At 69.7% G+C, this 23,682-nt stretch carries 23 protein-coding genes; 11 read left to right on the forward strand and 12 right to left on the reverse strand.

Translation table 11 applies throughout. The features are described 5' to 3' along the window. Positions 1–21: 21 nt before the first annotated feature. The 4 genes from ABZ342_RS29165 to ABZ342_RS29180 are packed head-to-tail and all read right to left on the reverse strand — an operon-like array spanning position 22 to position 3,111. A complete protein-coding gene (locus ABZ342_RS29165; protein ID WP_360479431.1) occupies positions 22–393 on the reverse strand; it encodes a hypothetical protein in 372 nt (123 codons plus the stop codon). Then, positions 390–830 (reverse strand): RidA family protein, encoded by a 441-nt coding sequence (locus ABZ342_RS29170; RefSeq protein WP_360479434.1) that lies wholly within the window; start codon positions 828–830, stop codon positions 390–392. The genes ABZ342_RS29165 and ABZ342_RS29170 overlap by 4 nt, the downstream gene beginning before the upstream one ends. Next, entirely contained in the window at positions 827–1,588 is a 762-nt protein-coding gene (locus ABZ342_RS29175; RefSeq protein WP_360479437.1) for a fumarylacetoacetate hydrolase family protein, read from the reverse strand. Before ABZ342_RS29175 ends, ABZ342_RS29170 begins: the two co-directional genes overlap by 4 nt. A gap of 44 nt (positions 1,589–1,632) precedes the next feature. Beyond that, complete coding sequence (locus ABZ342_RS29180) at positions 1,633–3,111, reverse strand: 2-hydroxymuconic semialdehyde dehydrogenase (protein ID WP_360479440.1); 1,479 nt, start codon at positions 3,109–3,111, stop codon at positions 1,633–1,635. 200 nt (positions 3,112–3,311) lie between these two features. On the opposite strand from ABZ342_RS29180, the gene ABZ342_RS29185 reads away from it, so the two are divergent. The 3 genes from ABZ342_RS29185 to ABZ342_RS29195 are packed head-to-tail and all read left to right on the forward strand — an operon-like array spanning position 3,312 to position 6,321. Beyond that, on the forward strand, positions 3,312–4,163 hold the full coding sequence (locus ABZ342_RS29185; protein WP_360479443.1) for an alpha/beta hydrolase: 852 nt from the start codon (positions 3,312–3,314) through the stop codon (positions 4,161–4,163). Then, positions 4,160–5,395, forward strand: a complete 1,236-nt coding sequence (locus tag ABZ342_RS29190) for an MFS transporter (protein WP_360479446.1) — start codon at positions 4,160–4,162, stop codon at positions 5,393–5,395. The genes ABZ342_RS29185 and ABZ342_RS29190 overlap by 4 nt, the downstream gene beginning before the upstream one ends. Further along, positions 5,392–6,321, forward strand: coding sequence for an MBL fold metallo-hydrolase (locus ABZ342_RS29195; protein ID WP_360479449.1), 930 nt, complete (start codon positions 5,392–5,394; stop codon positions 6,319–6,321). Before ABZ342_RS29190 ends, ABZ342_RS29195 begins: the two co-directional genes overlap by 4 nt. On the opposite strand, the gene ABZ342_RS29200 is transcribed toward ABZ342_RS29195, so the two are convergent. Next, positions 6,288–6,905, reverse strand: a complete 618-nt coding sequence (locus ABZ342_RS29200) for a stage II sporulation protein M (protein ID WP_360479452.1) — start codon at positions 6,903–6,905, stop codon at positions 6,288–6,290. The two genes, ABZ342_RS29195 and ABZ342_RS29200, sit on opposite strands and share 34 nt — an antisense overlap. A gap of 120 nt (positions 6,906–7,025) precedes the next feature. Here ABZ342_RS29200 and ABZ342_RS29205 point away from each other — a divergent pair, with 120 nt between their 5' ends. Next, complete coding sequence (locus ABZ342_RS29205; protein WP_360479455.1) at positions 7,026–7,628, forward strand: TetR/AcrR family transcriptional regulator; 603 nt, start codon at positions 7,026–7,028, stop codon at positions 7,626–7,628. 76 nt (positions 7,629–7,704) lie between these two features. Here the strand turns inward: ABZ342_RS29205 and ABZ342_RS29210 are convergent, their stop codons facing one another. The 5 genes from ABZ342_RS29210 to ABZ342_RS29230 form a co-directional block, all read right to left on the reverse strand. After that, positions 7,705–8,502 (reverse strand): alpha/beta hydrolase, encoded by a 798-nt coding sequence (locus ABZ342_RS29210; RefSeq protein ID WP_360479458.1) that lies wholly within the window; start codon positions 8,500–8,502, stop codon positions 7,705–7,707. An 80-nt stretch (positions 8,503–8,582) separates the two neighbouring features. Beyond that, complete coding sequence (locus tag ABZ342_RS29215) at positions 8,583–9,932, reverse strand: MFS transporter (protein ID WP_360479461.1); 1,350 nt, start codon at positions 9,930–9,932, stop codon at positions 8,583–8,585. A 100-nt stretch (positions 9,933–10,032) separates the two neighbouring features. Next, positions 10,033–11,625 carry an ATP-dependent acyl-CoA ligase gene (locus ABZ342_RS29220; RefSeq protein WP_360479464.1) on the reverse strand — a complete coding sequence of 531 codons (1,593 nt, stop codon included), beginning with the start codon at positions 11,623–11,625 and terminating at the stop codon, positions 10,033–10,035. Then, positions 11,622–11,933: a zinc ribbon domain-containing protein gene (locus tag ABZ342_RS29225; RefSeq protein WP_360479467.1), complete on the reverse strand. Its 312-nt coding sequence runs from the start codon at positions 11,931–11,933 to the stop codon at positions 11,622–11,624. The genes ABZ342_RS29220 and ABZ342_RS29225 overlap by 4 nt, the downstream gene beginning before the upstream one ends. Next, positions 11,930–12,229, reverse strand: coding sequence for a hypothetical protein (locus tag ABZ342_RS29230; RefSeq protein ID WP_360479470.1), 300 nt, complete (start codon positions 12,227–12,229; stop codon positions 11,930–11,932). Before ABZ342_RS29230 ends, ABZ342_RS29225 begins: the two co-directional genes overlap by 4 nt. Before the next feature lie 59 nt (positions 12,230–12,288). On the opposite strand from ABZ342_RS29230, the gene ABZ342_RS29235 reads away from it, so the two are divergent. Next, a complete protein-coding gene (locus ABZ342_RS29235; RefSeq protein ID WP_360479473.1) occupies positions 12,289–13,080 on the forward strand; it encodes an isocitrate lyase/phosphoenolpyruvate mutase family protein in 792 nt (263 codons plus the stop codon). Between the two features lie 387 nt (positions 13,081–13,467). Continuing rightward, positions 13,468–14,259 carry a hypothetical protein gene (locus ABZ342_RS29240; RefSeq protein WP_360479476.1) on the forward strand — a complete coding sequence of 264 codons (792 nt, stop codon included), beginning with the start codon at positions 13,468–13,470 and terminating at the stop codon, positions 14,257–14,259. 1,625 nt (positions 14,260–15,884) lie between these two features. On the opposite strand, the gene ABZ342_RS29245 is transcribed toward ABZ342_RS29240, so the two are convergent. Continuing rightward, positions 15,885–17,069, reverse strand: coding sequence for an NADH:flavin oxidoreductase/NADH oxidase (locus tag ABZ342_RS29245; protein ID WP_360479479.1), 1,185 nt, complete (start codon positions 17,067–17,069; stop codon positions 15,885–15,887). A gap of 101 nt (positions 17,070–17,170) precedes the next feature. Between ABZ342_RS29245 and ABZ342_RS29250 the strand changes: the two genes are divergently transcribed. Continuing rightward, positions 17,171–17,998, forward strand: coding sequence for an alpha/beta hydrolase (locus tag ABZ342_RS29250; protein WP_360479482.1), 828 nt, complete (start codon positions 17,171–17,173; stop codon positions 17,996–17,998). On the opposite strand, the gene ABZ342_RS29255 is transcribed toward ABZ342_RS29250, so the two are convergent. Next, positions 17,973–18,776, reverse strand: coding sequence for an IclR family transcriptional regulator (locus tag ABZ342_RS29255; RefSeq protein WP_360479485.1), 804 nt, complete (start codon positions 18,774–18,776; stop codon positions 17,973–17,975). The two genes, ABZ342_RS29250 and ABZ342_RS29255, sit on opposite strands and share 26 nt — an antisense overlap. Positions 18,777–18,900: 124 nt before the next feature. Here ABZ342_RS29255 and ABZ342_RS29260 point away from each other — a divergent pair, with 124 nt between their 5' ends. The 4 genes from ABZ342_RS29260 to ABZ342_RS29275 are packed head-to-tail and all read left to right on the forward strand — an operon-like array spanning position 18,901 to position 23,682. Next, positions 18,901–20,019 carry a CapA family protein gene (locus tag ABZ342_RS29260; RefSeq protein WP_360479488.1) on the forward strand — a complete coding sequence of 373 codons (1,119 nt, stop codon included), beginning with the start codon at positions 18,901–18,903 and terminating at the stop codon, positions 20,017–20,019. A 25-nt stretch (positions 20,020–20,044) separates the two neighbouring features. Next, on the forward strand, positions 20,045–21,244 hold the full coding sequence (locus tag ABZ342_RS29265; RefSeq protein ID WP_360479492.1) for a membrane dipeptidase: 1,200 nt from the start codon (positions 20,045–20,047) through the stop codon (positions 21,242–21,244). Continuing rightward, positions 21,241–22,383, forward strand: a complete 1,143-nt coding sequence (locus ABZ342_RS29270; RefSeq protein WP_360479495.1) for a M20 family metallopeptidase — start codon at positions 21,241–21,243, stop codon at positions 22,381–22,383. Before ABZ342_RS29265 ends, ABZ342_RS29270 begins: the two co-directional genes overlap by 4 nt. A 12-nt stretch (positions 22,384–22,395) precedes the next feature. After that, positions 22,396–23,682 carry an MFS transporter gene (locus ABZ342_RS29275; RefSeq protein ID WP_360479498.1) on the forward strand — a complete coding sequence of 429 codons (1,287 nt, stop codon included), beginning with the start codon at positions 22,396–22,398 and terminating at the stop codon, positions 23,680–23,682.

Below are 23,682 nucleotides of genomic sequence, written 5' to 3' on the forward strand. Positions count from 1 at the left end.
GACTCACAAGCTCCGATGTCATCACTCACAGTGCCCATCCCGCCGGACCTCAGCCCGGCGTGTCGGGCCGGAAACACCGATCTTGGAACAGTCCCGCGGTGAGTGCCAGGTGCTGCCGGGCAGCAGCCACATGTCGCCTTCACCGATGTCCACGCGCCGCGGACCGTCCTCGGTGATCACGTTGACGTGCATAGTCCCCTTGACCTGGTAGAAGTACTCCTCGAACGGCTCGAAGTGGAAGTCGAGCCGCTGGTTGGGACCGCCGACGATCTGCACGATGAAGTCACCGCTGGTGTCCCACATCGCCTTGTTGTTGACCGGTGGCTTCAGCAGGTGCTCGTGTTCGGCGAGCCACTGCGGGAAGTTGAAGACCGGAGGCAGTGACGACGTCATGACTTCTCCTTGGCGGTGCGGCCGGGCCGGCGCACGGCGACGGCCTGGATCTCGATGAGCAGGTGCGGGTGGGGAAGCTGGTGGACCGCGACGGTGGTCCGCGTGGGGCCGGAAGCGTCGAAGTACTCGTCCCATACGCGGTTGTAGCCGCCGAAGTCGTTCATGCTGACGAGATAGGCGGTGACCTGGACCAGATCGTCGAGCGTGCAGTCCACGGCGGCGAGGACGTCGCTGATGTTGTCGAGCACGGCCCGGGTCTGCGCCTCGATGTCGAGGTCGGTCACCCCCATCGCGTCGGCGCCGGCCCCGGCGAAGGTGTTGTCGGGGCGGCGGCTGCTGGTCCCGGAGACGAACACCAGGTCACCGACGACCTTGACGTGCGGGAACCGGCCGCGGGGCGTGGCCTTCCCCTCGACCACGAGGGACTTGTCGGTCATCGCTCCTCCGCGGGGGTGGTGGTGACGTGGACGGTGCCGAGCCCCGGGATGGTCGCGCGGACCGTGACCCCGCCCGGGAGGGCGACCGCGGCGGTCGCCGCCCCGGCCAGCAGCACGGAACCGGCGGGCAGGACGACTCCCTGGGCGGCGGCCATGCGGGCGATCGCCGGCAGGGCGAGCACCGGGTCGCCGAGGATGTCACTGGTGTTCCCGGTCGCCGCGACCGCGCCGTCGATCTCCAGGGTCACCGGCCGCTCGTCGAACCGGACGCCGGTGGCGGTGAGATCGGCCGGCTGCCAGGCTCCGGTCACGAACCCGGCCGCCGAGGTGTTGTCGGCGACGACGTCGGTGAGGGAGAACCGGAAGTCCGCGTAGCGGCTGTCGATGATCTCCAGCCCGGGGGCAACCGCGTCGACGGCGGCGCGCAGTTCGGCCTCGGGGTCGGCCGAGGCGCGCGCGTCGAACCGCGCACCGAGACGGAAGGCCACCTCCGGCTCGACGCGCGGGTGGATGTAGTCCGCCAGCGCGACGCTGCCACCGTCGGCGTATTCGCAGCGCGCGTGCAGCCGGCCGAAGATGACGTCGGAGACGCCCATCTGCAGTGCCTTGGCCTCGCTGGTGAACCCGAGCTTCGCACCGACGAGGCAGTCACCGCGAGCCGCCCGCAGCTCGGAGCCGAGTGCCTGCACGCGGTAGGCGTCGTCCAGGGTGAGGGCGGCGGTCCGGCTCAGCTGCGCGATGGCCCGCCTGGAGGTCACGGCCTCATCGAGAGCCGCGGCGTACCGGGAGAGAGTCGATCCGGTCATAGGGCCACGCACACATTCGTCGTCTCGGTGTAGAAGTGCAGCGAGTGCTTCCCGCCCTCGCGCCCGATGCCGGAGCGGCCCGTCCCGCCGAAGGGAGCGCGCAGGTCGCGCAGGTACCAGGTGTTGACCCAGGAAAGGCCGACGTTCATCGCCTGCGCCACCCGGTGGGCCCGGGTCAGATCGCTGGTCCACACCGAAGCGGCCAGCCCGTATTCGGTGTCGTTCGCCAAACCGATCGCCTCCTCTTCGGTGTCGAAGGGGATCAGCGCGGCGACCGGACCGAAGACTTCCTCGCGCACGGTACGACAGGAATTGTCCAGGCCGGTCCACACCGTCGGTTCGATCCAGGCGCCGCGCGCCAGGTCCTCGCCGAGATCGGGGATGCCGCCCCCGGCGAGGACTTCGGCGCCTTCCTGAACGGCGAGGTCGAGGTAGGAGAGCACCTTGGCCCGGTGTCCCCGGGAGATCAGCGGGCCGGTCGTCGTGCCGGGGTCGTGCGGGCGGCCGAGGCTCAGTCCCCGGGCCCGCTCGGCGATCCCGGCCGCGAGCTCGTCGAAGAGGCCGCGCTGGACGTAGACCCGCTCGGTGCACAGGCAGACCTGGCCGGTGTTCAGGAACAGCGACCGGGTCAGCCCGTCGAGGGTCCGCTCCACCGGGGAGTCGTCGAAGACGACGGCCGCGTTCTTGCCGCCCAGTTCGAAGGAGACGGGCACCACGCGCGGGGCGACCTCCTTCATGATCGTCGCGCCCGTCGAGGACTCACCGGTGAAGGTGACCCCGTCGATCCCCGGGTGCTGGGTGAGGAACTCCCCCGCCGAGCCCGGGCCGAAGCCGTGGACGACGTTGTACACGCCGTTCGGCGCGCCCGCCTCCGCGATGACCTCCGCCAGCAGGGTCGCCGTCGACGGAGTCTCCTCGGACGGCTTGACCACCACGGCGTTGCCACAGGCCAGCGCCGGGGCGACCTTCCAGGTCAGCAGCAGCAGCGGAAGGTTCCAGGGCACGATGACGGCCACGACGCCCAGCGGCCGGCGCACCGCGTAGTTGAGCGCACTGCGGCCCCCGCCCGTGTCGGTCAGGTACGAATCGAGACCGGCGGAGGAGATCGTGTCGGCGAAGGACCGGAAGTTCGCCGCCGCACGGGCCACGTCCAGTTCGCGGGCCAGCGCCACCGGCTTGCCGGTGTCCCGGATCTCGGCGGTCACGAACTCTTCGAAACGCGCCTCGATCCCGTCGGCGATCCGCCTCAGCAGGGCGGCTCGGTCCCGGTCGGTGCTGAGGCCCCAGCGGCCGTCGAAGGCCCGGCACGCGGCCCGGACGGCGGCGTCCACCGTCTCCCGCCCGGCCTCGTGCACCACGGCGACGCGGGCCCCGTCGACCGGGCTGATCTTGTCGAACGTGTCCGCACCGTCGACGAAGCTTCCGTCGACGAAGTTCCGGAGCTGAACGACTTCGGTGGGCGGATCGGCACTCATGAAGGCACCGTACGGTCGGCTTTCCATGCCCGTCCAATGCCGATCCGGGGCCGGGTCATAGCCGAACGGGCATAGCCTCCGGTATGACCGGACGGCCATAGGTGCCGGCGAAGTAGGCATTACCCGAGGTGCCGCGGGGCTGGTGAAGATCGCTGCACGACCGGAGCCGCGACGGCGACGGCGATGACGAGGAGGACCCCATGGCCGTAGGCCCTGCCGTCCGTCCGGCGGACACCAGTGAGTTCTTCACTTGTCAGCACCCGGAGGACTACCACCCCGACTGGCCGGGCTTCTACCGGCAAGCCGCAAGCGCCCGGCAGGAATTGCGTTCACGGGTGCCCCATGAGGTCGACCTGAAGTACGGATCCGACGCCCACCAGCTGGTGAACGTCTACCACCACGGATCCGGCGACCGCCCGGTCATCGTGTACTTCCACGGCGGCCGCTGGCGCGAGGGCCACCCGGCCTACTACGACCACCTCGCCGGGCCCTGGGTGGACGCCGGCGCGGTCTTCCTGTCCTGCGGCTACCGGCTCGAACCGCGCCACACCATCGCCGACGCCGTCGCGGACGCGGCCGCGGCGGTGGAGTGGGCCCGCGCGAACGTCACCCGGTACGGGGGCGACCCGGACCGCATCACCGTGGCCGGGCACTCCGCGGGCGGTCATCTCGCCGCGATGGTCACGCTGACCGACAGCTCCCCCGGCCCGGTGGCGGGCACCGTGTGCATGAGTGCGCCCACCGATCTGCGGGGCATCGTCGAAGACCCGGCGCAGGCCTTACGGCTCAGCCCCGCACTGCGGGTGAGCCGCGCCCCCGAGCGGGTGGTGATCTCCTTCGGGGATCCCGAGCCCAACCGCATGGCGGACGACGACTTCTGGCTGACCCAGCAGGGACGGCTGCTCGCCGGCGCCCTGACCGACGCGGGCAGGCCACCGGTGACCGTGACGATGACCGGGACCGACCACATCGGCACCGCCACCGCCTTCGCCGACCCGACGTCGGAGCTGTTCGCAGCCGCGCACCAGGTGGTTTTCGGAGGCACCCGATGACCAGCCACGAGAACACGGGTTTTCGCGGGATACGGTTCGGCGTGGTGGGCCTCGCCTTCCTCGCGGTGCTGCTCGACGGTTTCGACTCCGCGTCGCTCTCCTTCGTCCTGCCCTCCCTGGCGCGGCAGTGGGGCGTCGCCTCGGCCGGCTTCACCCCGGCGGTGGTGCTGACCAACATCGGCGTGGTGCTCGGCTACCTCGCTTCGGGCCGGCTCGCCGTGCGGCTGGGCCTGCGGCGGATGCTGATCACCGGGACCGTGCTGTTCGCCGCGGGCTCGCTGGCCACCGCCCTGGTGCTTCCCCTGCAGTCACTGACCGCCCTGAGCGCGGTCCGGCTGAGCACCGGGCTCGGGCTCGGCGTGGTCCTGCCCGGCGCCGTCTCCCTCGCCACCGCGCACCACCCGGCCGGGCAACGGCAGACGGTCTCCGTCACGGTCACCCTCGGACTCGCCTTCGGGGGCACGGTCGCCGGTGTTTTCGGCGGCGGCCTGCTGGCGTCGGTCGGGGCCACCGGGGTGTTCTGGATCGGCGGCGGACTGCCGCTGCTGCTGGCCGTGGTGATGGGCCGGTGGCTGCCCGCCGCGCCCACGTCCACGGGCAGCACGGCGGCCGCGGCGCGCGTCGGCGCGCTGTTCGCTCCCGGACTGCGCGCCGCCACCCTGCTGCTGTGGACCTTCGCGTTCCTGGTCTTCATCGCCAGCTACACCCTCCAGTCCTGGGTGCCCACTTTGCTGACCGGGTACGGCTTCTCCCCGTCGCAGGCCCCGATCGGCCTCGCCTTCCTGAGCTTCGGCGGAGTCATCGGTGGCGTCGTGCTCCTCCTGCTGGCCGCCCGCAAGGGAATCACGTTCGCCTTGATGGTGCTGCCGGCGATCGGCGCGGTGTCGATGGTCGTCGCGGCCACGGTCGGGACGGACCACACCGCGCTGCTGCTCGCCCTCGCCGGTTCCGGTGCGGGCGTCACGGCCGGTCAGATCGGTCAGCTGACCCTCGCGGTGGCGATGTACCCGCCGGCCACCAGGACGGCCGGAGTGGGCTGGGCCGCGGCCCTGGGCCGGGTCGGCTCGATCGTGGGCCCGGCCACGGCGGGTGTGCTGCTCGCGCTCTCGCTCCCCGGCGACGACATCGTGTTGCTGACCGCCATTCCGGTGGTGGTGGCGGCCGTGAGCGCGGCGGTGCTGTGGCGCCTGCCCCGCGCGGCCGTCGAAGCCGAGGTCGTGGCGCGGCGATGAGCGGCTGGTTCGATCTCGGTGACGTCGCGGTGGTTCCGATCGTGGAGACCCCGCGGCTGCTCATCGATCCGGCGGAGTTCTTCCCCGGACACCCCGGCGTGCCCTCCGGCTGGGCAGCCGAGCCGCCGTGGTCCGAGTCAGGGTGGCTGGTCTTCACCATGCAGGCGTTCCTGGTCGTCACGCCGCACGAGCGGATCCTCGTCGACGCCTGCGTCGGCGATGGGAAGCACCGGGCCAGGCCGGAGTTCGACCGCCTGGACAGTGGATGGTGGCAACGGTTCTCGGCGACCGGACTGTCCGCCGGCGACGTGTCCACAGTGGTCTTCAGCCACCTGCACGTGGACCACGTCGGCTGGGCGACGCGGTGGTCGGACGGGCACTGGCGACCCGCCTTCCCGAACGCCCGGCACGTTCTGACCACGCCGGAGTACGACTATTGGCGATCCCCGGCGGGCGCCGCGGCGATGACCCGGACCGGCGACTACCTGGCCGACAGCATCGAACCGGTCGCCGAGGCGGGACTGCTGGATCTGACGCCCCCGGACGCCGAGCTCGGCCCCCACGTGCGGCTGTGCCCGGCACCGGGCCACACCCCGGGCAACACGGCCGTCCTGGTCTCCGGCTCGCGCGCCCGGCTGCTGCTCACCGGCGACATCCTGCACCACCCGCTCCAGCTGATGGACCCGGACACCAGCACCCGGTACTGCGTCGACCCCGAGCTCTCGGCACGCACCCGCAGACGGACGCTGGACTGGCTGGCCGGCACCGGAACCGCGATGATCCCCGCGCACTTCGCCGCCCCTTCCGCCGGCCGCGTCGACCGCCACGGCTCCGGGTTCACCTTCGCCCCCGCGGTCGATCTCCACCGCCGCGAAGCCTGGCCACCCGACGATCAGCTTCCGAGCACCAGCGGCACGAGGAAGTAGATCTCGATCGCCTCGTACACCGCACCGATGACGAAGAGCGCGAGCGCCGGAAGCCAAAGCCAGGCAAGCCGGCGCAAACCGCGCGCGTATCCCTGCCGGCGCGTGGTGGCGTCGACTGTCTCGGGCCGGAGCCAGGACCTGCCCAGCAGGTACGCGCCGAACATCACGAGCGCGTAAGCCTGGAACTCGATGAGCAGCGTGGCGGAGTGCGGGATGAGGGTCAGGCGCGAGATCGCGTCCACGGGGGCGAGTGTGACGCCCAGGCCGATGGTCTTGATCGCGAAGACCGCGAGTCCTGCGAAGGGCACCGCCAACGACGGGAGGGTGATGAGCAGCAACGCGGTAGGGAACACGTTGACGAGGAAGATGACCGTGCCGAACACCCATCCGTTGCCGACCACCGCGTTGACGAGCGCTCCCTGGCCGCCTTCCGCGAACGATGCGGACCGCGCGGCGTGCAGGTCCGGGAAGAGCATGCCCAGAGCCATGCCGAGGAGCAGCACGCCGTAGACGAAGACGTTGACGAGGAGGTACGCGCGGAGGTCGCCGCGGATGATCTGAAACGGCCTGCGGAGGCGGTCCATGGGTTCACTTCCAATGCGGAGCGAAGCTTCTAACACACTGTGCTAGTGGGGTCCGGCGCGACAGTAGCACAGTGTGTTAGTACGGTGTGTTAGTACAGTGTGTCAACGGAGGTGGCGACAGTGACGCGGGAGAGGGAGCCCAGCAGCCGGGACAAGGTCCTTCAGGCGGCGATGGCGATGTTCGGAGAGGATCTGGGTGCGCGGCTCAGCGTGCGGGCGGTCGCCGCGCGGGCCGGCGTGAGCACCGGCTCGCTCCGGTATCACTTCCCGACGCAGCGCGCGCTGCAGGACGCCGTGCTCGCCGGCATCTACGACGTCGTCGCCCCGGACGACCGGATCCACGACCGTTCGGCGCCCGCACGGGACCGGCTGATCGATTGCCTCCGGCAGGTGCTCGCTCTCGCCGGCGTGGGCGCGCAAGCGCGAGCGGGCTGGAGCGAGATCTTCAAGACCTACATCGAGCCCGAGCCGACCGACGAGAGCCGGGCGGCCTATCTCGCGATCGAGCGGGAAGCGCACCGCCGGGTCGAGTACTGGCTGACCGTCCTGCGGGACGAAGGCGCCCTCGCCGACGGGGACAACGGCCGGCGCGCCAGGTTTCTCGTGACCGTCCTCAACGGACTGTCGATCGCGAGAGCCCTGCCCTCCGAAGAATCGCTCCTGGCCACCGAAACCGAGACGCTGCACGCTGCCGTCGACCACGTCCTGAACTCCCGATTCTGACGCCGGGGCTCATACGCCTAAGTGTGGTGCTACGAGTCAGGAACGATGTCGCAACCAAGCAAGTCGCCGACGTCGCCTAGCCCGCGTCCGCGAGGTGGCGCCTGAACCACGTGGTCAAGCCGGCGTCCACCTCGCGAGCCGACGGCAGCTGGGGTGCGGGCTCGATGCCGGGCTCGTCGGCGAGCGCGTGAGCCAGCCCGGGGATCGACAGCAGTTCGGTTCCATCCCCTACCGCGTTGACGAGGTCCAGCGCATCGGCGCGCAGCGACGGGTGATCCAGCTCGCCGCTGACGACCAGCAGCGGCGCGCGACCGGCGAGGGTCGCAGCCTGGGCGACAAAGTCCACGCTGTCGGCGACCTTCTCGGACTCGGCGTCATAGGGATACTCGCCCGGGAACAGGCCGACGACGGACCGCATCCGGATGGCGGCGTTCACGACGGCGCCCGCGAAGACCGGGATGTCGTTGTCGGCAAGGATCCGCAGCGCGACGGCCCCACCCAGCGAGCCACCGAGCACGCCGACCGGACCGTCACCGACCGGCAGTTGCGCACGGATCGACTCCAGCGCGGCGGGGAACTCCTCGGTCGCCTGCACGAGAATGGGGTACAGAGCGGCCATCAGGACGTCCTTGCGGAGAAGCTCCAAGCCCGCGTCCATGGTGCCGTCGACCATGCGCGCCCCGCACATCGGCATTCCCAGGTGCACCCGCCACGCGGGCAAGCCGTTCATCGGCACCGCGGCAGCGAACGCAGCGTCCGACCGCGGCGCGTCGAGCATGTGCCAAGTGACGATCAGCGGCGCGGGGCCGCCGTCGGCCGGCGGCAGAGCGGTGAACGGCACGCCGGCGGCAATGCCCGTGATCGGTGAACGCATGCGGCCACGGTAACGTCTGCGGCAGCGTACTGGGAATCTGTTGCGCTAGCAGCGAAATCGGTGACATAGCGTTCGCCTCCTCAGTCGGTAAATTCGCGTACTCCGGCGGGCGGCAGCTCCAGGTCCGGCGTGGACACGGCGTCGCGCTGCACCGTCTCGCGGGCGAAGTAAACCGAGATAAGCGTGACACAGCCCAGGAAAACGAGGTACAGCGAAATGGGCCAGGAGGCGCCGGTGGCCGCCAACAGCGCGGTCGCGATGAGCGGCGAGAGGCCGCCCGCGAACACCGAGGCGAACTCGTGGCCGAGGGCGATGGCGCTGTAGCGCGACGTCTTGCCGAACAGCTCGGTGAAGAAGCTCGGCTGGGTGCCGATCATGGCTCCGTGGCCGATGCCGATGGCGATGATGAAGGCGAGCCAGACGAGCGCGGGGGTTCCGGTGTCCAGCAGCCAGAAGAAGGGGAACGCCACCACGACGAGGGTGGCCGCTCCGGCCATGTAGACCGGGCGACGGCCGATGCGGTCGGACAGGGCACCGAATCCCACCATCGAGGCGGCTTCCACGACGTTCGCGACGATGATCCCGGTCAGCAGCAGGCCGTTGCCGACCCCGATGTGCTTGCCGTAGGCGAGGGAGAAGACCAGGAAGATGTACGAAGAGCCGTTCTCCGCCAGGCGGGCGCCCATCGTGATCAGGATGGCACGGGGATGGGTGCGCAGGGCGTGCAGGATCGGCAGCCGTTGCTTGCCGCCCTTGTGCTGGACGCTCCGGAACTCCGGTGTTTCCTCGATCTTCAGGCGGATGACGAGGCCGGCCAGCGCGGGAACGGCGCCGAGGAGGAAGGGCACCCGCCATCCCCAGGACAGGAACGCCTCGTCGGACAGGCTCTGGACCGCGGCGAAGACCGCGGCGGAGGTGACGAAGCCGAGGTTGATGCCGACCTGGCTCCAGGCCGAGTAGAAGCCGCGTCGTCCCGCGGGGGCGTGCTCGGTGATCATGAGGACGCTTCCGCCCCACTCGCCACCGACCGCGATGCCCTGCAGCACGCGCAGCACGATGAGCAGGACCGGCGCCCACACACCGATCTGCGCGTAGGTGGGCAGGAGGCCGATGAGGAAAGTGGTGAAACCCATGACCATCAACGTGATCACGAGCATGGGCTTGCGGCCCAGCCGGTCTCCGAAGTGACCGAAGATGATCCCGCCTAGAGGGCGGGCCGCGAAGCCGACGGCGAAGGTGCCGAAGGAGGCCAAGGTGCCGGCGAGCGGGCTGGCGTGAGGGAAGAAGAGGGTGCCGAGCACCAGGGCGGATGCGGTGCCGTAGAGGAAGAAGTCGTACCACTCGAGTGCGGTTCCGGTCAGGCTGGCGATGGCGATCTTGCGGATCGACTGCGGTCCGGCTGCCGGTTGGTGCGGTGCGGTGGGGCTCATCTCGTCACCTCTGGATGAGGACGGTGGCCATCGGGACGTCCCGGTGGCCGGGGAAGGGAATGTGCCAAAGCGGTTCAGGTTCGGTGATTGCCACCGACGGTCAGGCGGACCGGTTTCGCCGCAGGACTACGCCGGCCGCCTCGCGGTCCCAGTCGGCGCGCTCGGCTCCCCACTCCCTCAGCAAGGTCTTGCGCACCTTGCCGTTCTCGGTCAGCGGCAGTTCCGGGCACAGCGCCACGAAGCGGGGAATCGCGTAGTAGGCCAGCCGGGGTTCGCAGAAGGACACCAACTCGACGAAGTCGATCTCTTGCCCCTCGACCGGGACCACGGCGGCCATCACCTCGTCCTCACCGAGTTCGGAGTCCACCGCGTACACCGCGACGTCACGGACACCAGGGTGCTGCGCGAGAACGCTTTCGACCTCGACGGAGGAGATGTTCTCGCCGCGACGGCGGATCACGTCCTTGATGCGGTCGACGAACCTGATCCACCCGTCCGCTTCGAGCACCATCCGGTCGCCGGTGTGGAACCACAGGTCCTGCCACGCGGCGACGGTGGCGTCGGGCATGCGGTAGTAGCCGGAGGCGAAGGCGAAGGGCTGCTCGCTGCGCAGCAGCAGTTCGCCCGGTGTGCCAGGAGGAACGTCGAGTCCGTTCTCGTCGACGATCCGGGCGGAGAACCCCTCTTGAAGGCGTCCGATGAATCCCGGCCGCTGTTCGGTCCGGCTCGCGGAGATCACCGCGTTGGTTTCGGTCGAGCCGTAGCCGTCGATGAGGACGACACCGAACCGCTCCTCGAACTCCCGGAGCAGCCCGGCGGGGGTGGCCGGCGCCAGTGCCGCGGTCACCCGGTGCGCCCGGTCGTGCGCTCCGGGCGGGCGGCCGGCCAGGATGCTGATCATGGCGCCCAGCAGGTAGGTGAAGGTCGCCCCGCTGGCCGCCACGTCCGACCAGAAGGCGGAGGCGGAGAACCGCGGGCCGATGACGTACTGGGCTCCGCTGACCAGCGCCTGGCTGAAGGCGTTGAGCGCGTTCGTGTGGAACAGCGGCAGGCAGGTGTGCAGGACGTCGGCCGAGGTGATACCCAGCTGGGCCGTGACGTTGCGGCCCCACCAGGAGAACTGGGCGTGCGGGCAGACGACTCCCTTGGAGACCCCGGTGGTGCCCGAGGTGTAGAGGATCACCGCGGGATCGCCCGGGCCGACCGCCGCCGGCTCCACGGCGCGGCCGCCGTCCGGGATCAGGTCGACGGGAACCGGCAGCACCGACGCGACCTCTCCCTTGTCCAGCAGCCAGATCTGGCGCAGCTCGGCGGTGCTCGGCAGCGCCTCCACCTGGGCGAGGAAGGGGTTTTCCAGCACCAGCAGTTCCGCTTGAGAGTTGCTCAGGATGTGGTGGAGCTGCTCGCCCCGCGCGGCGGTGTTGATCGGCACCGCGACGGCACCGATCCACGCGCAGCCCAGGATGAGGTCCAGCAGCTCGACCCGGTTGGACGCCATCAGCGCCACCCGGTCTCCCCGCTCCACCCCGTGTTCGCTCAGCAGGCCGGCCGCGACGACGACCCGGTCCAGCATCTCGGCGGCGGTCCTTTGCGTGTCCCCGCAGCGCAGCAGCACGCTGTGCGGGGTGGTCTCCGCGCGCCATCGCAGCAGTCCGGAGACGCTCGCACGGGAAAGGTCGAGCTCGGCGCTCATGACAACTCCTCTCGGGGCAGGCTGATCGGCGGTACGAAGGCGACGGGACGGCCGGACGCACCGGGGTCGTCGGTGAGTTCCACGACGTCCCCGGGCTCGACCGGGCCGTGCAATCTGGCCACGAGCAGCGGTTCGGGGTCACAGGCGACCGACGCGATGACGACGTCGCCGAGGTGGGTCAGCTGCTCGACCACCCCGCGCTCGACGCTCACGGGCGCCAGATCGGCGCCCCCGCAGCGGGGGCACATCAGCCGGGCGGGGAACCATCGGCCCCCGCACGTCCGGCAGTTCTGCACGGTCACACTCATCCGGCTGCCTCCAGGAGCCCGGCGGTGGCACACGCGCCGTAGCGGTAGAGCACCATCCCGTATCCGCTGAACAGGCCGAGCCGGGCATCGACCTGCCGCTCCCCCGCCTGGCCGCGCACCTGCCGGACGACCTCCACCAGTCCGTGCATGCCTCCCGCAGAACCCGGCTGGCCCGCCGAGAGCTGTCCGCCCGAGGTGTTGACCGGGAGCTCGCGGGTGGCGAGCCGCTCGGCGATGAAGGCCGGCAGCTCACCCCCGGCGACCAGACCGAGATCCTTGAGCTGGGCCAGCGCCATGGCCGGGTTGCCACGCAGTCCCTGAGCAGACCACGACCAGCCGACCCTCGGAGCACCCGATGAACTTCCACGACCTGCACCACGGGGACACCCCGCTGCTGCTGCCCAACGCCTGGGACGTCGCGTCCGCCGTCTCCTTCGCCGACGCCGGCTTCCCCGCCGTCGGCACCACCAGCTTCGGCGTCGGCGCCGCGGCCGGGCACCCCGACGGCGCCCGCAGCAGCCGGGACGCCACCACCGCACTGGTGCACGCACTCGCCGCCCTGCCCGCGTTCGTCTCCGCCGACGTCGAAGACGGCTACGCCGACGACCCGGGCGAGGTCGCCGCCTACGTCGCCGACCTCGGCGCCTCGGGCATCAACATCGAAGACAGCACCGACGAGCACCTGATCGATCCGGCCGCCCACGCGGCCAAGATCGCCGCCGTCAAACGGGCCACGCCGGCCGTGTTCGTCAACGCCCGCATCGACAACTACTGGCTGGGCCAAGACGCCACCGTCGACGCGGTCCTGCGCCGGGCCGAGACCTACACGAACGCAGGCGCGGACGGCATCTTCGTTCCCGGGGCCACCGACCTGGCCGAACTACGCGCGTTCGCCAAAGCCATCCCGCTTCCGGTCAACGTGCTCGTAGTCCCCGGCGTCACACTCGACCGGCTGGCCGAAACGGGCATCCGCCGCGTGAGCACCGGATCACTTCCCTACCGCGCGGCCCTGGACGCGGCGGTCGGCGTCGCGACCGCTGTCCGCGACGGAATCCAGCCGACCTCCGCCACCCCATACCCCGAAGCCCAGCAGCGCCTTGTCCGCTACGCCAGCCGGAACATCAACGGATCCCGCCCGCCGCACTGACAATGCACCCATGTCACAAGCGTTGACCACAGCGGGGTAAGAAAGCCCGACGCGCCCGCACGTCCGGCGGCGACGTCACCAGCGGGACCGCAGCGTCGGCTGACCGGTCGTTCACTTCAGGCACCCCGTGAGCCCCGGCGCAGGTAGGCCCGAGCGGATTCGCGTGAGCGCAGGTCAGAGCCGATAGTCAGGCCGATCGGGTGCTTTCTTCCAGCGGGCCGCGCGGGTGACCGCGAAGATCAGCCAAGTCGCGTCTGGTCGGCGCCGAAGTAACCGACCCGATCCCAGTGAGGTGATCTCACCCTCTGCAGGGCCGGCGACGGGCCGGATGTCGATCTGAGGGCCTCAGGATCGCGTAAAAGGTGGCGGTGCGGTAACTTCGCGCTCGTGACAGATCCGGCCGGTTCTCCGCCGCCTCAGCGGCATGACGATCACCCAGTGTCCAACCTCAATCGGTGGGAACGATCGGCCGCGGCAGTTGTCGGCGTCTCCATGGCCGGTTTGGGTGTCCTGGCAGTGTTCGTGACAGAATCGGAAGCCGGCCCTCCGGTCCTGATTCTGATATCCGCAGTGTTTCTGCTCATTGCCATCCAGGGAACTGCGGTCCGTCGCGCAAACAAGGAATCAGTTGAACTTGAGCGCCGCGCATCGCCGCGCGAAATCGTTCGAGAGGCGAAGCAGATCTTGGCCACCGAGGGGCCATATGAAGCCGGTGCGTTCATCGAGGGTGCAGCCTTGGTTGACCCCAAACTGGCGCAGTCATCGGTGATCCAGGATGTACAGGCATCCATCCGCGACTCCCTGTCGTACCTATCGGCAGTAAAAGCCGCCATACGGACTGTCGCTGGACACGTAGTCGGAGTATTCGACAACCGGGGTTCCGATGACGGCTACGATTTTGTTCTGATGCCGAAGGGTAATGCACGCGTTCCGATGATTGCGTGTGTCGTGAAATACCATTCCTTAGAATCGAATCACGTTGCGCAGCTAGGGGCCAATTTTGACACGGCCAACCGCATGGGCATACCATTCCTCATTGTCATCAGCTCACGGATCACGCCGCATATCCAGGATCAATTCGACCGCATTTCCCAACCCGATCAGCCGGTGATCCTAACCTCATGGCGGGATGCGAGTGACAACGCCGACCTTCTCGCCGCAATTGAATCACTGAGATGATCTCTTCAAGATTGTCCCAGGAATGAGGACGCAGCGTTGGATGGTCGGCTCTGTTGCTGGCCGAGCCTGTTAGACTTGAAGGGGAGCTCCTAGTAGGCACCTCGCAACTTGAGCACATATTTCATGGGCTGCTGAATGCTGTACGGGCAGTGATTCCAAGCTTGCCGACTCGGTCTGTCGACCACGCGAATGGACCAGCAGCATGCGACACCACTGAGCGAAATTGTACCTGGGCCTGCAATAATCGCGTCGGCGACGACCCGGGCCTACGACCGAGCCACAGGAGCACAGTACGGCCTCCGCGCGGATGCAATAGACCAACAAGCTTCCCTTAAGCAACCTCGACGAACGCGCACGGCAGGGCGACAGCCTGTTCCGCTCCATTCCGCTCGAAGTCGAGATGTCCGAACAGAACTACATCGCAGGAAGCGCCGGGGTAGCCACGAAATTCAGAGATGCAAACAACCGGCGGTGGATCAGGACAGTCAACGGCGAGTTGAGCATCAACCCTGACGCAGCCGGGTAGCCCGACGCAATCTGTCGCCTTCCTCGCAGGACTTACGCCTTCGGTGCTCCGCAACCGGACAGTCATCCACAGTCTCATCAGCGGTCGTCGTGGCTAGGCTGATATCGAGCCACCAGCGGATAAGCGGACACCGGTGCCGGTGGCATCAGGTGCGTCCCGGCAACTGACGTCAACGGCTCGAGCGACGAGTTGAACACGCTTCGGACAGCCGTTCTGCCTGACCGCAATCGTCGAGTCCGAGAGCGTCGCCCACCAGGTCATTGATCCGCCAATTCGTCGCTGAGATGCGCTTGACGTGGCTAGCGCGGCGGAGGCCGAGCGTCCAGGCATGCTGATCGTGCTGGCCGAGACGTCCACGTCGGCGGAGCCGCAGGCTGGGACGTCGTCGGGCGACTCACGCTGGGCGACGAGTTGCGCGCGGCGCAAAAGTCGCCTCGCGACTGACGACCGGGCACGTCTTCGCGATCACCGGCGTGTACGCGCAAGAAGCACTCAGCTGCTCGATGCTGACTCCGCGCGAGTCTTCGCGGCCGGCTGAGAGGCACCGTTCGGCACCGGCTCGACCAGCCGTCGAGTGGAGCGACGGGCGTCGATCGCGGACAGCATGGCCGCCTCATTTCTGCGCCAGGGGCCGTCAGAACGTGACGGTGGTGGCCGGGAGGATCTCGCCCGAGCAGCCGTTGCGCGGTGAGTCGCACCTCCAGTGCTGCCGGGTCGCCGAGCGACCCCGCGACCTCCTGCTCGAGGACGACCTGACGCTTTTCGCGAAGACAAAAGCGCTCCTTTGCCATTGCCCTGACCTGCGGATTGGACTGTCGACTTCGGCCTGGTGATTCGCTTCGGCGAGCAACGCGGGAGCCAGGGCGGTCGAACCCGCAACCGATACCGTGCCGCAGGCCACCCGGAAATCAGCCCGGCGACAGCCAGCGAAACTGTTCGGGCAGCCGGGCAGGGCCCCGGCGGCTTCCTCTCCCGCCGCCGTCTCCGTTCCCGACGCCGCTCCGCGGCGGAGCCGGCCCCATCGCACCGAGCGTCAGCAGGCTGATCAAATCGTCCATGACCATGTCGTCGAAGTGCTCGACGCAGTACGTCGCCGCGATCACCTTGGCGCCCGCCGTGTTCTGGCCCTGCTCCGAGAGGTGGATCCTGTTGAGACGACATCCCGATCCTCACCCCCGGTGGACGGCACGAACCCCGGGAAGCTCTGCTCCCGTTTGCCCAGCCAGTACGAAATGCGCGCCGGGGCGCGGACGTACGGATCGGGCACGCCCAGTTTGCGCGCGGCGTCCAGCGGCCAGTTCGGGTTGTAGAGCAACTCCCGGCCGAGCGCGACCAGGTCCGACCGGCCGTGCTCGACGATGGACTGGGCTTGGGCGGCTTGGACGATGTGCCCCACGGCCATCGTCGTGCTTCCGGTCCGTTCGCGGATCTGGTGCGCGTAGGGCACCTGGTAGCCGTAGCCGGTTTTCAAGCCCGGGTACGGCAGCCCGGTGATCCCTCCGGAGCTGCAGTCGATGACGTCGACACCGTGGGTCCGCAACTCCCCCACCAGCTCGACGGTCTGGTCGATCGTCCACTCGACATCGACGCACGAAAGGCGGACGAACAGCGCCTTGCCGTCCGGCCAGATCGTCCGGATGCGGTCGACGATCTCCACGAGGAACCGGAACCGGTTCTCCGTCGACCCGCCGTAGTGGTCAGTGCGCCGGTTCGCCAGCGGCGAGAGGAAGCTGTGGATCAGGTAGCCGTGGGCCGCCTGCAGTTCGAGCACCTCGTACCCGGCTTCATCCGCCCGTCGAGCGGCGTCCGCGAAAGCCGCCACGGTGTCTTCGATGTCGCGCAGCGTCATTTCGACCGGGGTCTCGGCCCCGGCGAGTCCCATGGGGACCGCGCTGGGCGCGAACAGTGGCCAGTCCGCGGACGGCGGTGGCGTGCCGGGGATCCACGGCGCGTTCCGGCGCCCTTTCCGGCCGGCGTGGATGAGCTGGATGCCCGGCACGGCACCACCGGCTTTGACGACCTCCACGAGCTGCGCGTAGAGCGGAACCACGTCGTCCTCCCACAGACCGAGGTCGCCCACGGTGCCGCGGCCGCGCCGGTCCACCGTCGTGCCTTCCTGGATGACCAGCCCCGCGCCACCTTCGGCGAGTCGTCCGTAGTGGACGGTGTGCGTCGGCGTCGGGCGACCGTCCACTCCGGAGTACTGCCACATCGGCGACACGACCACCCGGTTCGGTAGGCGCACCCCGCGGATCTCGATCGGGCTGAACAGGGTCGGCGGCATCCCGCTGCTCCTTCACTCGACGATTGACATGCCCCCACGGCGCACTTACCGTCATGCTACTTGACGAAACGTCGTATCGCATAGTGGCACAAGGAGCAGGCATGGCGACGCACCGGGTGACGGACAGCCGCGAAGTCCACCGACCGGACGAGACCTCCATCCGGTACTCGATCAGCGGACCGGACGAGGGCCCCACGGTCGTCTTCGTCCACGGCTGGGCGTGCAACCGGACGGACTTCGACGCGCTGACCCGGTTCTTGCCGGACGAGTTCCGCGTGCTCGCGGTCGACCTCGCCGAGCACGGCGAATCGCGCTCGGCGCGCGGCACCTGGACGATCGAGGAGTTCGCGCGCGACGTCGCCGCGGTCCTCGACGCCGAAGGGGTGACCGACGCCGTCGTCGCCGGGCACTCACTCGGCGGCGCGGTGGCGGTCGAGACCGGCCGGCTGCGTCCCGAGCGGGTCCGGCACATCGTCGCGCTCGACGCCCTGCACTACCTCTTCCTCTTCGGCGCCGTGAACGACGAAGAGGCCGAAGGGTTGCTGCGACCGCTGCGGGACGACTTCACCGGGCTGGTCCGCGCCATGGTCGAGGCCGGTTCACCTCCGGGCACCGACCCGGCGCTCAAGGACGCGCACTTCGCCAAGATGGCCGCGGTGCGGCAGCCGGCGGGAACCCGGGCGTTCGAAGGCCTGGTCGCCTGGGACATGGACGCGGCGCTCGCCGCCGTACGGCAGCCGATCACCGTGTTCGGCGTACGCGACCTGGTCACCCCGGAAGCCCTCGACCGGCTGGCGGGCCGGGCCGACGTGGTGCTCGTCGACCTCGGCAGTCACCACTTCCCGGTGGAGTCACCGCAGGGGACGGCCGAGCTCATCGCCGGCGTCGTGAGCGCGCGGGCCGTCACGGGGACGCCAGCAGGCGGCTGATCTCGTCCGCGGCCGCGACGACCTTCTTCGCCAGCTGCTCTTCCTGTGCGGGCTGGTACCGCATTTCCGGGATGCTCAGCGTGACCGCCGCGATGGGTCGTCCGGCCGCGTTGGTGACCGCCGCGCCGAGGGAAGCGACGTGCGGGCGGTACCACGACGACATGTTCACGGCGTAGCCGCGCGCGGCGGTCCGCGCGATCTCCTCCCGCAGCTCGTCGGGCCCGAGCAGCGGCGCGCCCTCGAACTCCCGGGGCTCGGCCCGCAGGAGTTCGCCGACCTCGCCGGGTTCGAGGCGGGCGAGGATCGCGACGCCGCCCGAGCTCGCCCCGAGCGGCACCCGGGTGCCGATCTCCATGAACACGCGGACGAGCTGCGAGCTGTCCTCGCGCGCGACGATCAGGTACTCGTCGCCGTCGCGCAGGCCGAGGAGCACCGTCTCGCCGGTCTCGGTGGCCAGTCCCTTGATGACCGGCGTCGCCACTTCGCGCAGGTCCTGCTCGCCGGCGCTGCGCAGACCCAGCACGAGCGCCTTCATCGTGACGCCCCACCGCGCGTGTTCCCGATCCACGATCCGGAGCCAGCGGGCCTGCTCGAGGGTGACCAGGCAGCGCTGGACCGAGCTCTTGGGGATGCCCGTCACCCGGGCCAGTTCCGAGACGCCGATCGGCTGGCGCACGGCGACTTCTTCGAAGACGCGAAGCGTGCTCAGCACGCTGTTCATCGACCGGATGCTGCTGGTCGGCTTGTCCGGTTCGCCGCCGTCACCTGGGGTGCTCATGAGGCCCCGACCGTACCACTGGACGCACTGCCGTACCTCATCCCGGCACAGCGGCTTCTTTACAACGTCGACGGCGTCGGTCTACTCTGCGGCACAGCGTGCCGCATTATGGAACGGAGTTCCCGTGGATCTGACTGTTGTGGGCGATGTCGTCGTCTCGGGGTGGCCGCGCCGCCCCGATGGCGCGGACCCCGGCGCTTCGGCGTTCGGGCTCCTGCGCGGCGGCGACCTGACGATCGGCAACCTCGAAGTCCCGCTCACCGGGCGCGGGCAGCGCGCGGAAAAGCTGGTCGCCATGCGGGCCCCGACGTCGGGGGCCACGGAGCTGGCCGCCTTCGGCTTCGACCTGGTGTCCCTGGCGATGAACCACGCGCTGGACTACGGCGCCGACGGAATGCGCGACACCGTCCGCGCGCTGGACGCCGCGGGAGTCGGCCATGCCGGCTTCGGCGAGACGCGCGCCGAAGCGACGCGCGCCCGCGTCGTCTCGGCCGGCGGCGAGAGCCTCGCGTTCTTCAGCTTCTGCTGCGCGCTACCGCGGGGCTTCGACGCGACCGCGGACCGCGCGGGTATCGGCGCCATCCGGGTGCGTCAGTCCTTCGAGTACGACAGCGGCTTCCTGGACGAGACGCCGGGCACGCCGCCCTTCGTCCATTCCGACGCCCACGAACCCGACGTGCGGGCGGCCGAAGCCCTGGTCCGGGAAGCGAAGCGGCACAACGATTTCGTCGTCGTCGCGCTGCACTGGGGCGTTCCGCACTGCTACCTGCCCGCGGCGCAGGGGCCGCTGGCCCAGTACCAGCAACCCCTGGCCCGGCGGTTGATCGACGCGGGTGCCGACCTCGTCATCGGGCACCACCCCCACTGCCTGCACCCCGTGGAGTTCTACCGGAACGGGCTGATCCTGTACTCCACCGGCAACTTCGTCTTCGACTGGTGCGACGGCTGGAACGCCGAAGCAATGGTGCCGAAGGAAGACGCCCACCCGTCGGCCCCCTACCAGCCCGCCCTGGTGCGCGGCCCCTGGTTCGAGAGCGCCGTGTTCCGCGTCGGGCTGGGCGGCGCCGACGGACCCACCCTTCGCCTCGACCCGATCGAACTCGACCCGGACAGCCAGCCGGTCCTCCCCCGGCCGGAGGTCGCCGCGTCGATCCTCGCGCAGGTCGCCGACGCGTCGAAGGACCTCGACCCGGCCGTCGTCGTGGACGACGACGGCACCGTCCGGCGCGCCGCCACCACCTAGCCACCGACCACCAAGGAGCGTCTCGATGTACAGCCCCGCCGCCAAACCCGACGACTACGAGTCATTCCCCTACCTCCGGCGTGGAGTCGACTTCCCCGCCGTCGAACTGTCCGATCCGGGCGCCCACCGAAGCCGCTTCACCGCCGGTTCGGCCGACGACCGGATCGACCGCCTGCTCGCCGACAACGTCACCATCAGCTTCCACGACCACCCCCAGCTGCTGCCGGCCGACTTCGCGGACACGCCCGCCTTCCTGCGCGCCAAGCACGAGTTCACCGCGTACGCCGAGCTGCGCCGCGCCGGCCTGACCGCTGTCTTCGACAACTGGTTCGGCGTCATCGGCAGCACGCGCCGGGCGGGCTGGAAGTGGGACGACCTGATCACGACGCTGGGCCTGCGGCTCGCCGACCTCGCCCACCAGGACGGTGTCGTCGTCGCCCGGACCGTCGGAGACATCCTCGGCGCCCAGCGCGACGGGCACGTCGCCTTCGTCATGGGCACCGAGTCCGCCGGGATGATCGAGAACGAGCTGGACCGCATCGACGTCCTCTACGGACTGGGCATCCGGCAGATGGGCCTGGTCTACGCGGAGGCCAACACGCTCGGCAGCGGCCAGAAGGAACAGCTCGACGGCGGCCTGACCGCCTTCGGCAGGCGCGCGGTGGAGCGCATGAACGCCGTGGGCATGCTCATCGACGTCTCCCACGCGAGCGACCGGACGAGCCTGGACGCGATCGAGACTTCGGCCAAGCCCGTCGCGATCACGCACGCCGGCGCGCGGGCGGTCTGGCCCATCGCCCGGATGAAACCGGACGAAGTTCTCGAGGCGTGCGCGGAGCGCGGTGGTGTGCTGGGGATCGAAGCGGCGCCGCACACGACCGTGTCCTACGACCACCGGGCGCAGTCCATCGAGTCGGTGATGGACCACTTCACCCACGCCGTCGAGGTGATGGGCATCGAGCACGTCGCGTTCGGCCCGGACACGCTCTACGGCGACCACGCCGCCTTCCAGAAGGCCATCGGCGACGTGATCGGCTCGTCCACCGTGTTCGACGCGGGCGACCTCGAGTGGGAGCGGGTCAGCCACGTCGACGGGCTCGAGAACCCGACCGAGAACTTCCGCAACATCGCCGGCTGGCTCGTCGAGCACGGGTATCGCGACGACGAGATCACCGCCGTGCTCGGCGGCAACATCCTGCGACTGCTGACCGAGGTGTGGCGATGACCGGAATCGAAAGCGCTTTCGCGAAGCACCTCGACGACGTCTTGGCGCTGTCGCACGCCATCAACGCCGACCCGGAGCTCGCCTTCGAGGAACGCCGGACCTCGGCCGCGATCACCGACATCCTGGCCCGGCACGGGTTCGCCGTCGAGAAGCCGGTGGCGGACCTGCCCACGGCGTTCGTGGCCTCGGTGGGTTCCGGTGAGCTGGTGTTCGGCATCTGCGCCGAGATGGACGCGCTCCCCGGCATCGGGCACGGCTGCGGCCACAACACGATCGCCGCCGCGGCCGTGGGCGCGGCCCTGGCCTTGGCGCCGTTCGCCGACGAGCTGGGGTTGACGCTCAAGGTGTTCGGCACGCCGGCGGAGGAACGCGGCACCGGCAAGGAGATCATGGTCAACCGCGGTGTCTTCACCGGGACGCACGCGGCCATGATGGTGCACCCGTCGCTGAAGGACGTCGTCAGTCCCCAGTTCCGGGCCTCGCGGTCGTGGCGGATCGAGTACACCGGCCGGGGCGGTCACGCGTCGCGCCCGTGGAACGCGCTGAACGCCGCGGACGCGGTGGTGGTCGCGCAGACCGCCATCGGACTGCTGCGTCAGCAACTGCGCGACGGGGTCCGGGTCCATTGCGTGGTGCCGGAGGCCGGGTCGGCGGTGAACGTCATCCCCGACCGGGTCGTGGCCGAGTGCATGATCCGCTGCGACACCATCGCCGAAGTCGACGAGGTGTGGGCGCGGGTCCGCCGGTGCTTCGAAGCCGGCGCGCTCGCGGCCGGGACCACCGTGGACTTCACCACCCAGCCGTCGCTGTACCGCGAGTTCCGGCACGACCCGGACCTGGCCGCGCTGTTCGAGGCCCACTCGAAGTCCCTGGGCCGCACGTTCCCGGACTACCCGGACAAGCTCTTCGGCTCGACCGACATGGGGAACGTCTCGCAGGTGCTCCCCGCGCTGCACCCCATGTTGTCGTTCGACCTCCCGGCGGAGGACGGGAACCACACCGCCGCCTTCGCGGCCGCGGCCGGCAGCGCGGAAGGCGACCGGTTCGTCCGCGACGGCGGCCTGGCGATGGCGCTGACGATCGCGGACGTCGCTCGGTCCGCACCGATCCGGGCCCGGCTGACGGCCTCCGGGAACTGAAGGAGAACGACCATGGAATCCACTCGGCTCGCCGCGGTGGCGGCAGCGACCGGACGCGGCAACCGCCGGGCGCTCGTCGCCGGCAGCATCGGCAACGCCGTCGAGTTCATCGACTGGGCGGTGTACACGACGTTCTCGTCCGTGTTCGCGCACCACTTCTTCCCACCGGGCAACGACAGCGCGGCCCTGCTGTCCACTTTGGCCATCTTCGCCGTCGGTTTCGTCGTGCGGCCGATCGGCGCCGCGATCATGGGCGCCTACGCCGACCGGCACGGCCGCAAAAAGGGCCTCGTGCTCACGATCGGCCTGATGGCGGCGGCGACGTTCGTCATCGGGGTGTCGCCGTCCTACGCCCAGGTCGGCCTCGCGGCGCCGGTCATCCTGGTGCTCGCGCGCATGGCGCAGGGCTTCGCCGCCGGGGGCGAGTTCGGTTCGGCGTCGGCCTTCCTCGTGGAGTCCGCCGGCCCCGGCCGCCGCGCGTTCGCGGGCTCGTGGCAGCAGGTGTCGGTCGGAGTAGGCATCCTCATCGCCTCGGGCATGGGCGCGATCGTGACGTCGGCGCTGCCCCGGCAGGCGGTGGACAGCTGGGGCTGGCGCCTGGCGTTCGTGGTCGCCTCGCTGTTCGGGCTCATCGGGCTCTGGCTGCGCCGCTCGGTGGAGGAAACGGCTTCGTTCCGCCACGTTCGCGGCGACCGGCGCAACGTCCTCGTGACGATGCTTCGCGAGCACCCGAAGGCGGCGTTGCGCGTCTTCGGCCTCAACATCGCCGGCGTCGTGCTCTACAACATGTGGCTGACCTACCTGCCCACCTACGCGACCGTGTCCACGCACATCCCGCTCAACCAGGCGCTGCTGGCCAACGTCATCGGGCTCGTCACCTTCGTGGTCCTGCTGCCGTTCGCCGGAATGCTGTCCGACCGGATCGGCCGCAAGCCCACCCTGATCGCGTTCGCCGGCGGGTTCCTGCTGCTCGCGTGGCCCGCGTTCCGGCTGCTGAACGGCGATTTCCGGCTGCTGCTGCTCGTCCAGGTCGCCGGGCTGGTCCTGCTGCTGGGTTACTCGGCCAACGTCGCGGCCGTCATGGCGGAGCAGTTCCCGCCGGAGGTCCGGGCGACCGGCATCGGTCTCCCCTACGCGGTGGCGGTCGCGGTGTTCGGCGGCACCGTCCCGTACCTCTCGACGTGGCTGACCACCCACGGCCTCGGCACGTGGGTGTGGCTGTACTGCGCGATCGCCGCCGCGATCGGCCTGGCCGTCTACCTGACCATGCCCGAGACGAAGGACAAGGCCATCGGCTGA

The sequence above is a fragment of the Amycolatopsis sp. NPDC005961 genome (assembly GCF_040629235.1).
Classification (GTDB): Bacteria; Actinomycetota; Actinomycetes; order Mycobacteriales; family Pseudonocardiaceae; genus Amycolatopsis; species Amycolatopsis camponoti.

Excerpts from the sequence above, each read along its gene's own strand:
- ABZ342_RS29165 (WP_360479431.1), bottom strand. The coding sequence starts at position 393 with ATGACGTCGTCACTGCCTCCGGTCTTCAACTTCCCGCAGTGGCTCGCC.
- ABZ342_RS29170 (WP_360479434.1), bottom strand. The coding sequence starts at position 830 with ATGACCGACAAGTCCCTCGTGGTCGAGGGGAAGGCCACGCCCCGCGGC.
- ABZ342_RS29180 (WP_360479440.1), bottom strand. The coding sequence starts at position 3,111 with ATGAGTGCCGATCCGCCCACCGAAGTCGTTCAGCTCCGGAACTTCGTC.
- ABZ342_RS29185 (WP_360479443.1), top strand. The coding sequence starts at position 3,312 with ATGGCCGTAGGCCCTGCCGTCCGTCCGGCGGACACCAGTGAGTTCTTC.
- ABZ342_RS29190 (WP_360479446.1), top strand. The coding sequence starts at position 4,160 with ATGACCAGCCACGAGAACACGGGTTTTCGCGGGATACGGTTCGGCGTG.
- ABZ342_RS29195 (WP_360479449.1), top strand. The coding sequence starts at position 5,392 with ATGAGCGGCTGGTTCGATCTCGGTGACGTCGCGGTGGTTCCGATCGTG.
- ABZ342_RS29200 (WP_360479452.1), bottom strand. The coding sequence starts at position 6,905 with ATGGACCGCCTCCGCAGGCCGTTTCAGATCATCCGCGGCGACCTCCGC.
- ABZ342_RS29210 (WP_360479458.1), bottom strand. The coding sequence starts at position 8,502 with ATGCGTTCACCGATCACGGGCATTGCCGCCGGCGTGCCGTTCACCGCT.
- ABZ342_RS29215 (WP_360479461.1), bottom strand. The coding sequence starts at position 9,932 with ATGAGCCCCACCGCACCGCACCAACCGGCAGCCGGACCGCAGTCGATC.
- ABZ342_RS29220 (WP_360479464.1), bottom strand. The coding sequence starts at position 11,625 with ATGAGCGCCGAGCTCGACCTTTCCCGTGCGAGCGTCTCCGGACTGCTG.
- ABZ342_RS29225 (WP_360479467.1), bottom strand. The coding sequence starts at position 11,933 with ATGAGTGTGACCGTGCAGAACTGCCGGACGTGCGGGGGCCGATGGTTC.
- ABZ342_RS29230 (WP_360479470.1), bottom strand. The coding sequence starts at position 12,229 with ATGGCGCTGGCCCAGCTCAAGGATCTCGGTCTGGTCGCCGGGGGTGAG.
- ABZ342_RS29235 (WP_360479473.1), top strand. The coding sequence starts at position 12,289 with ATGAACTTCCACGACCTGCACCACGGGGACACCCCGCTGCTGCTGCCC.
- ABZ342_RS29245 (WP_360479479.1), bottom strand. The coding sequence starts at position 17,069 with ATGCCGCCGACCCTGTTCAGCCCGATCGAGATCCGCGGGGTGCGCCTA.
- ABZ342_RS29250 (WP_360479482.1), top strand. The coding sequence starts at position 17,171 with ATGGCGACGCACCGGGTGACGGACAGCCGCGAAGTCCACCGACCGGAC.
- ABZ342_RS29255 (WP_360479485.1), bottom strand. The coding sequence starts at position 18,776 with ATGAGCACCCCAGGTGACGGCGGCGAACCGGACAAGCCGACCAGCAGC.
- ABZ342_RS29265 (WP_360479492.1), top strand. The coding sequence starts at position 20,045 with ATGTACAGCCCCGCCGCCAAACCCGACGACTACGAGTCATTCCCCTAC.
- ABZ342_RS29270 (WP_360479495.1), top strand. The coding sequence starts at position 21,241 with ATGACCGGAATCGAAAGCGCTTTCGCGAAGCACCTCGACGACGTCTTG.
- ABZ342_RS29275 (WP_360479498.1), top strand. The coding sequence starts at position 22,396 with ATGGAATCCACTCGGCTCGCCGCGGTGGCGGCAGCGACCGGACGCGGC.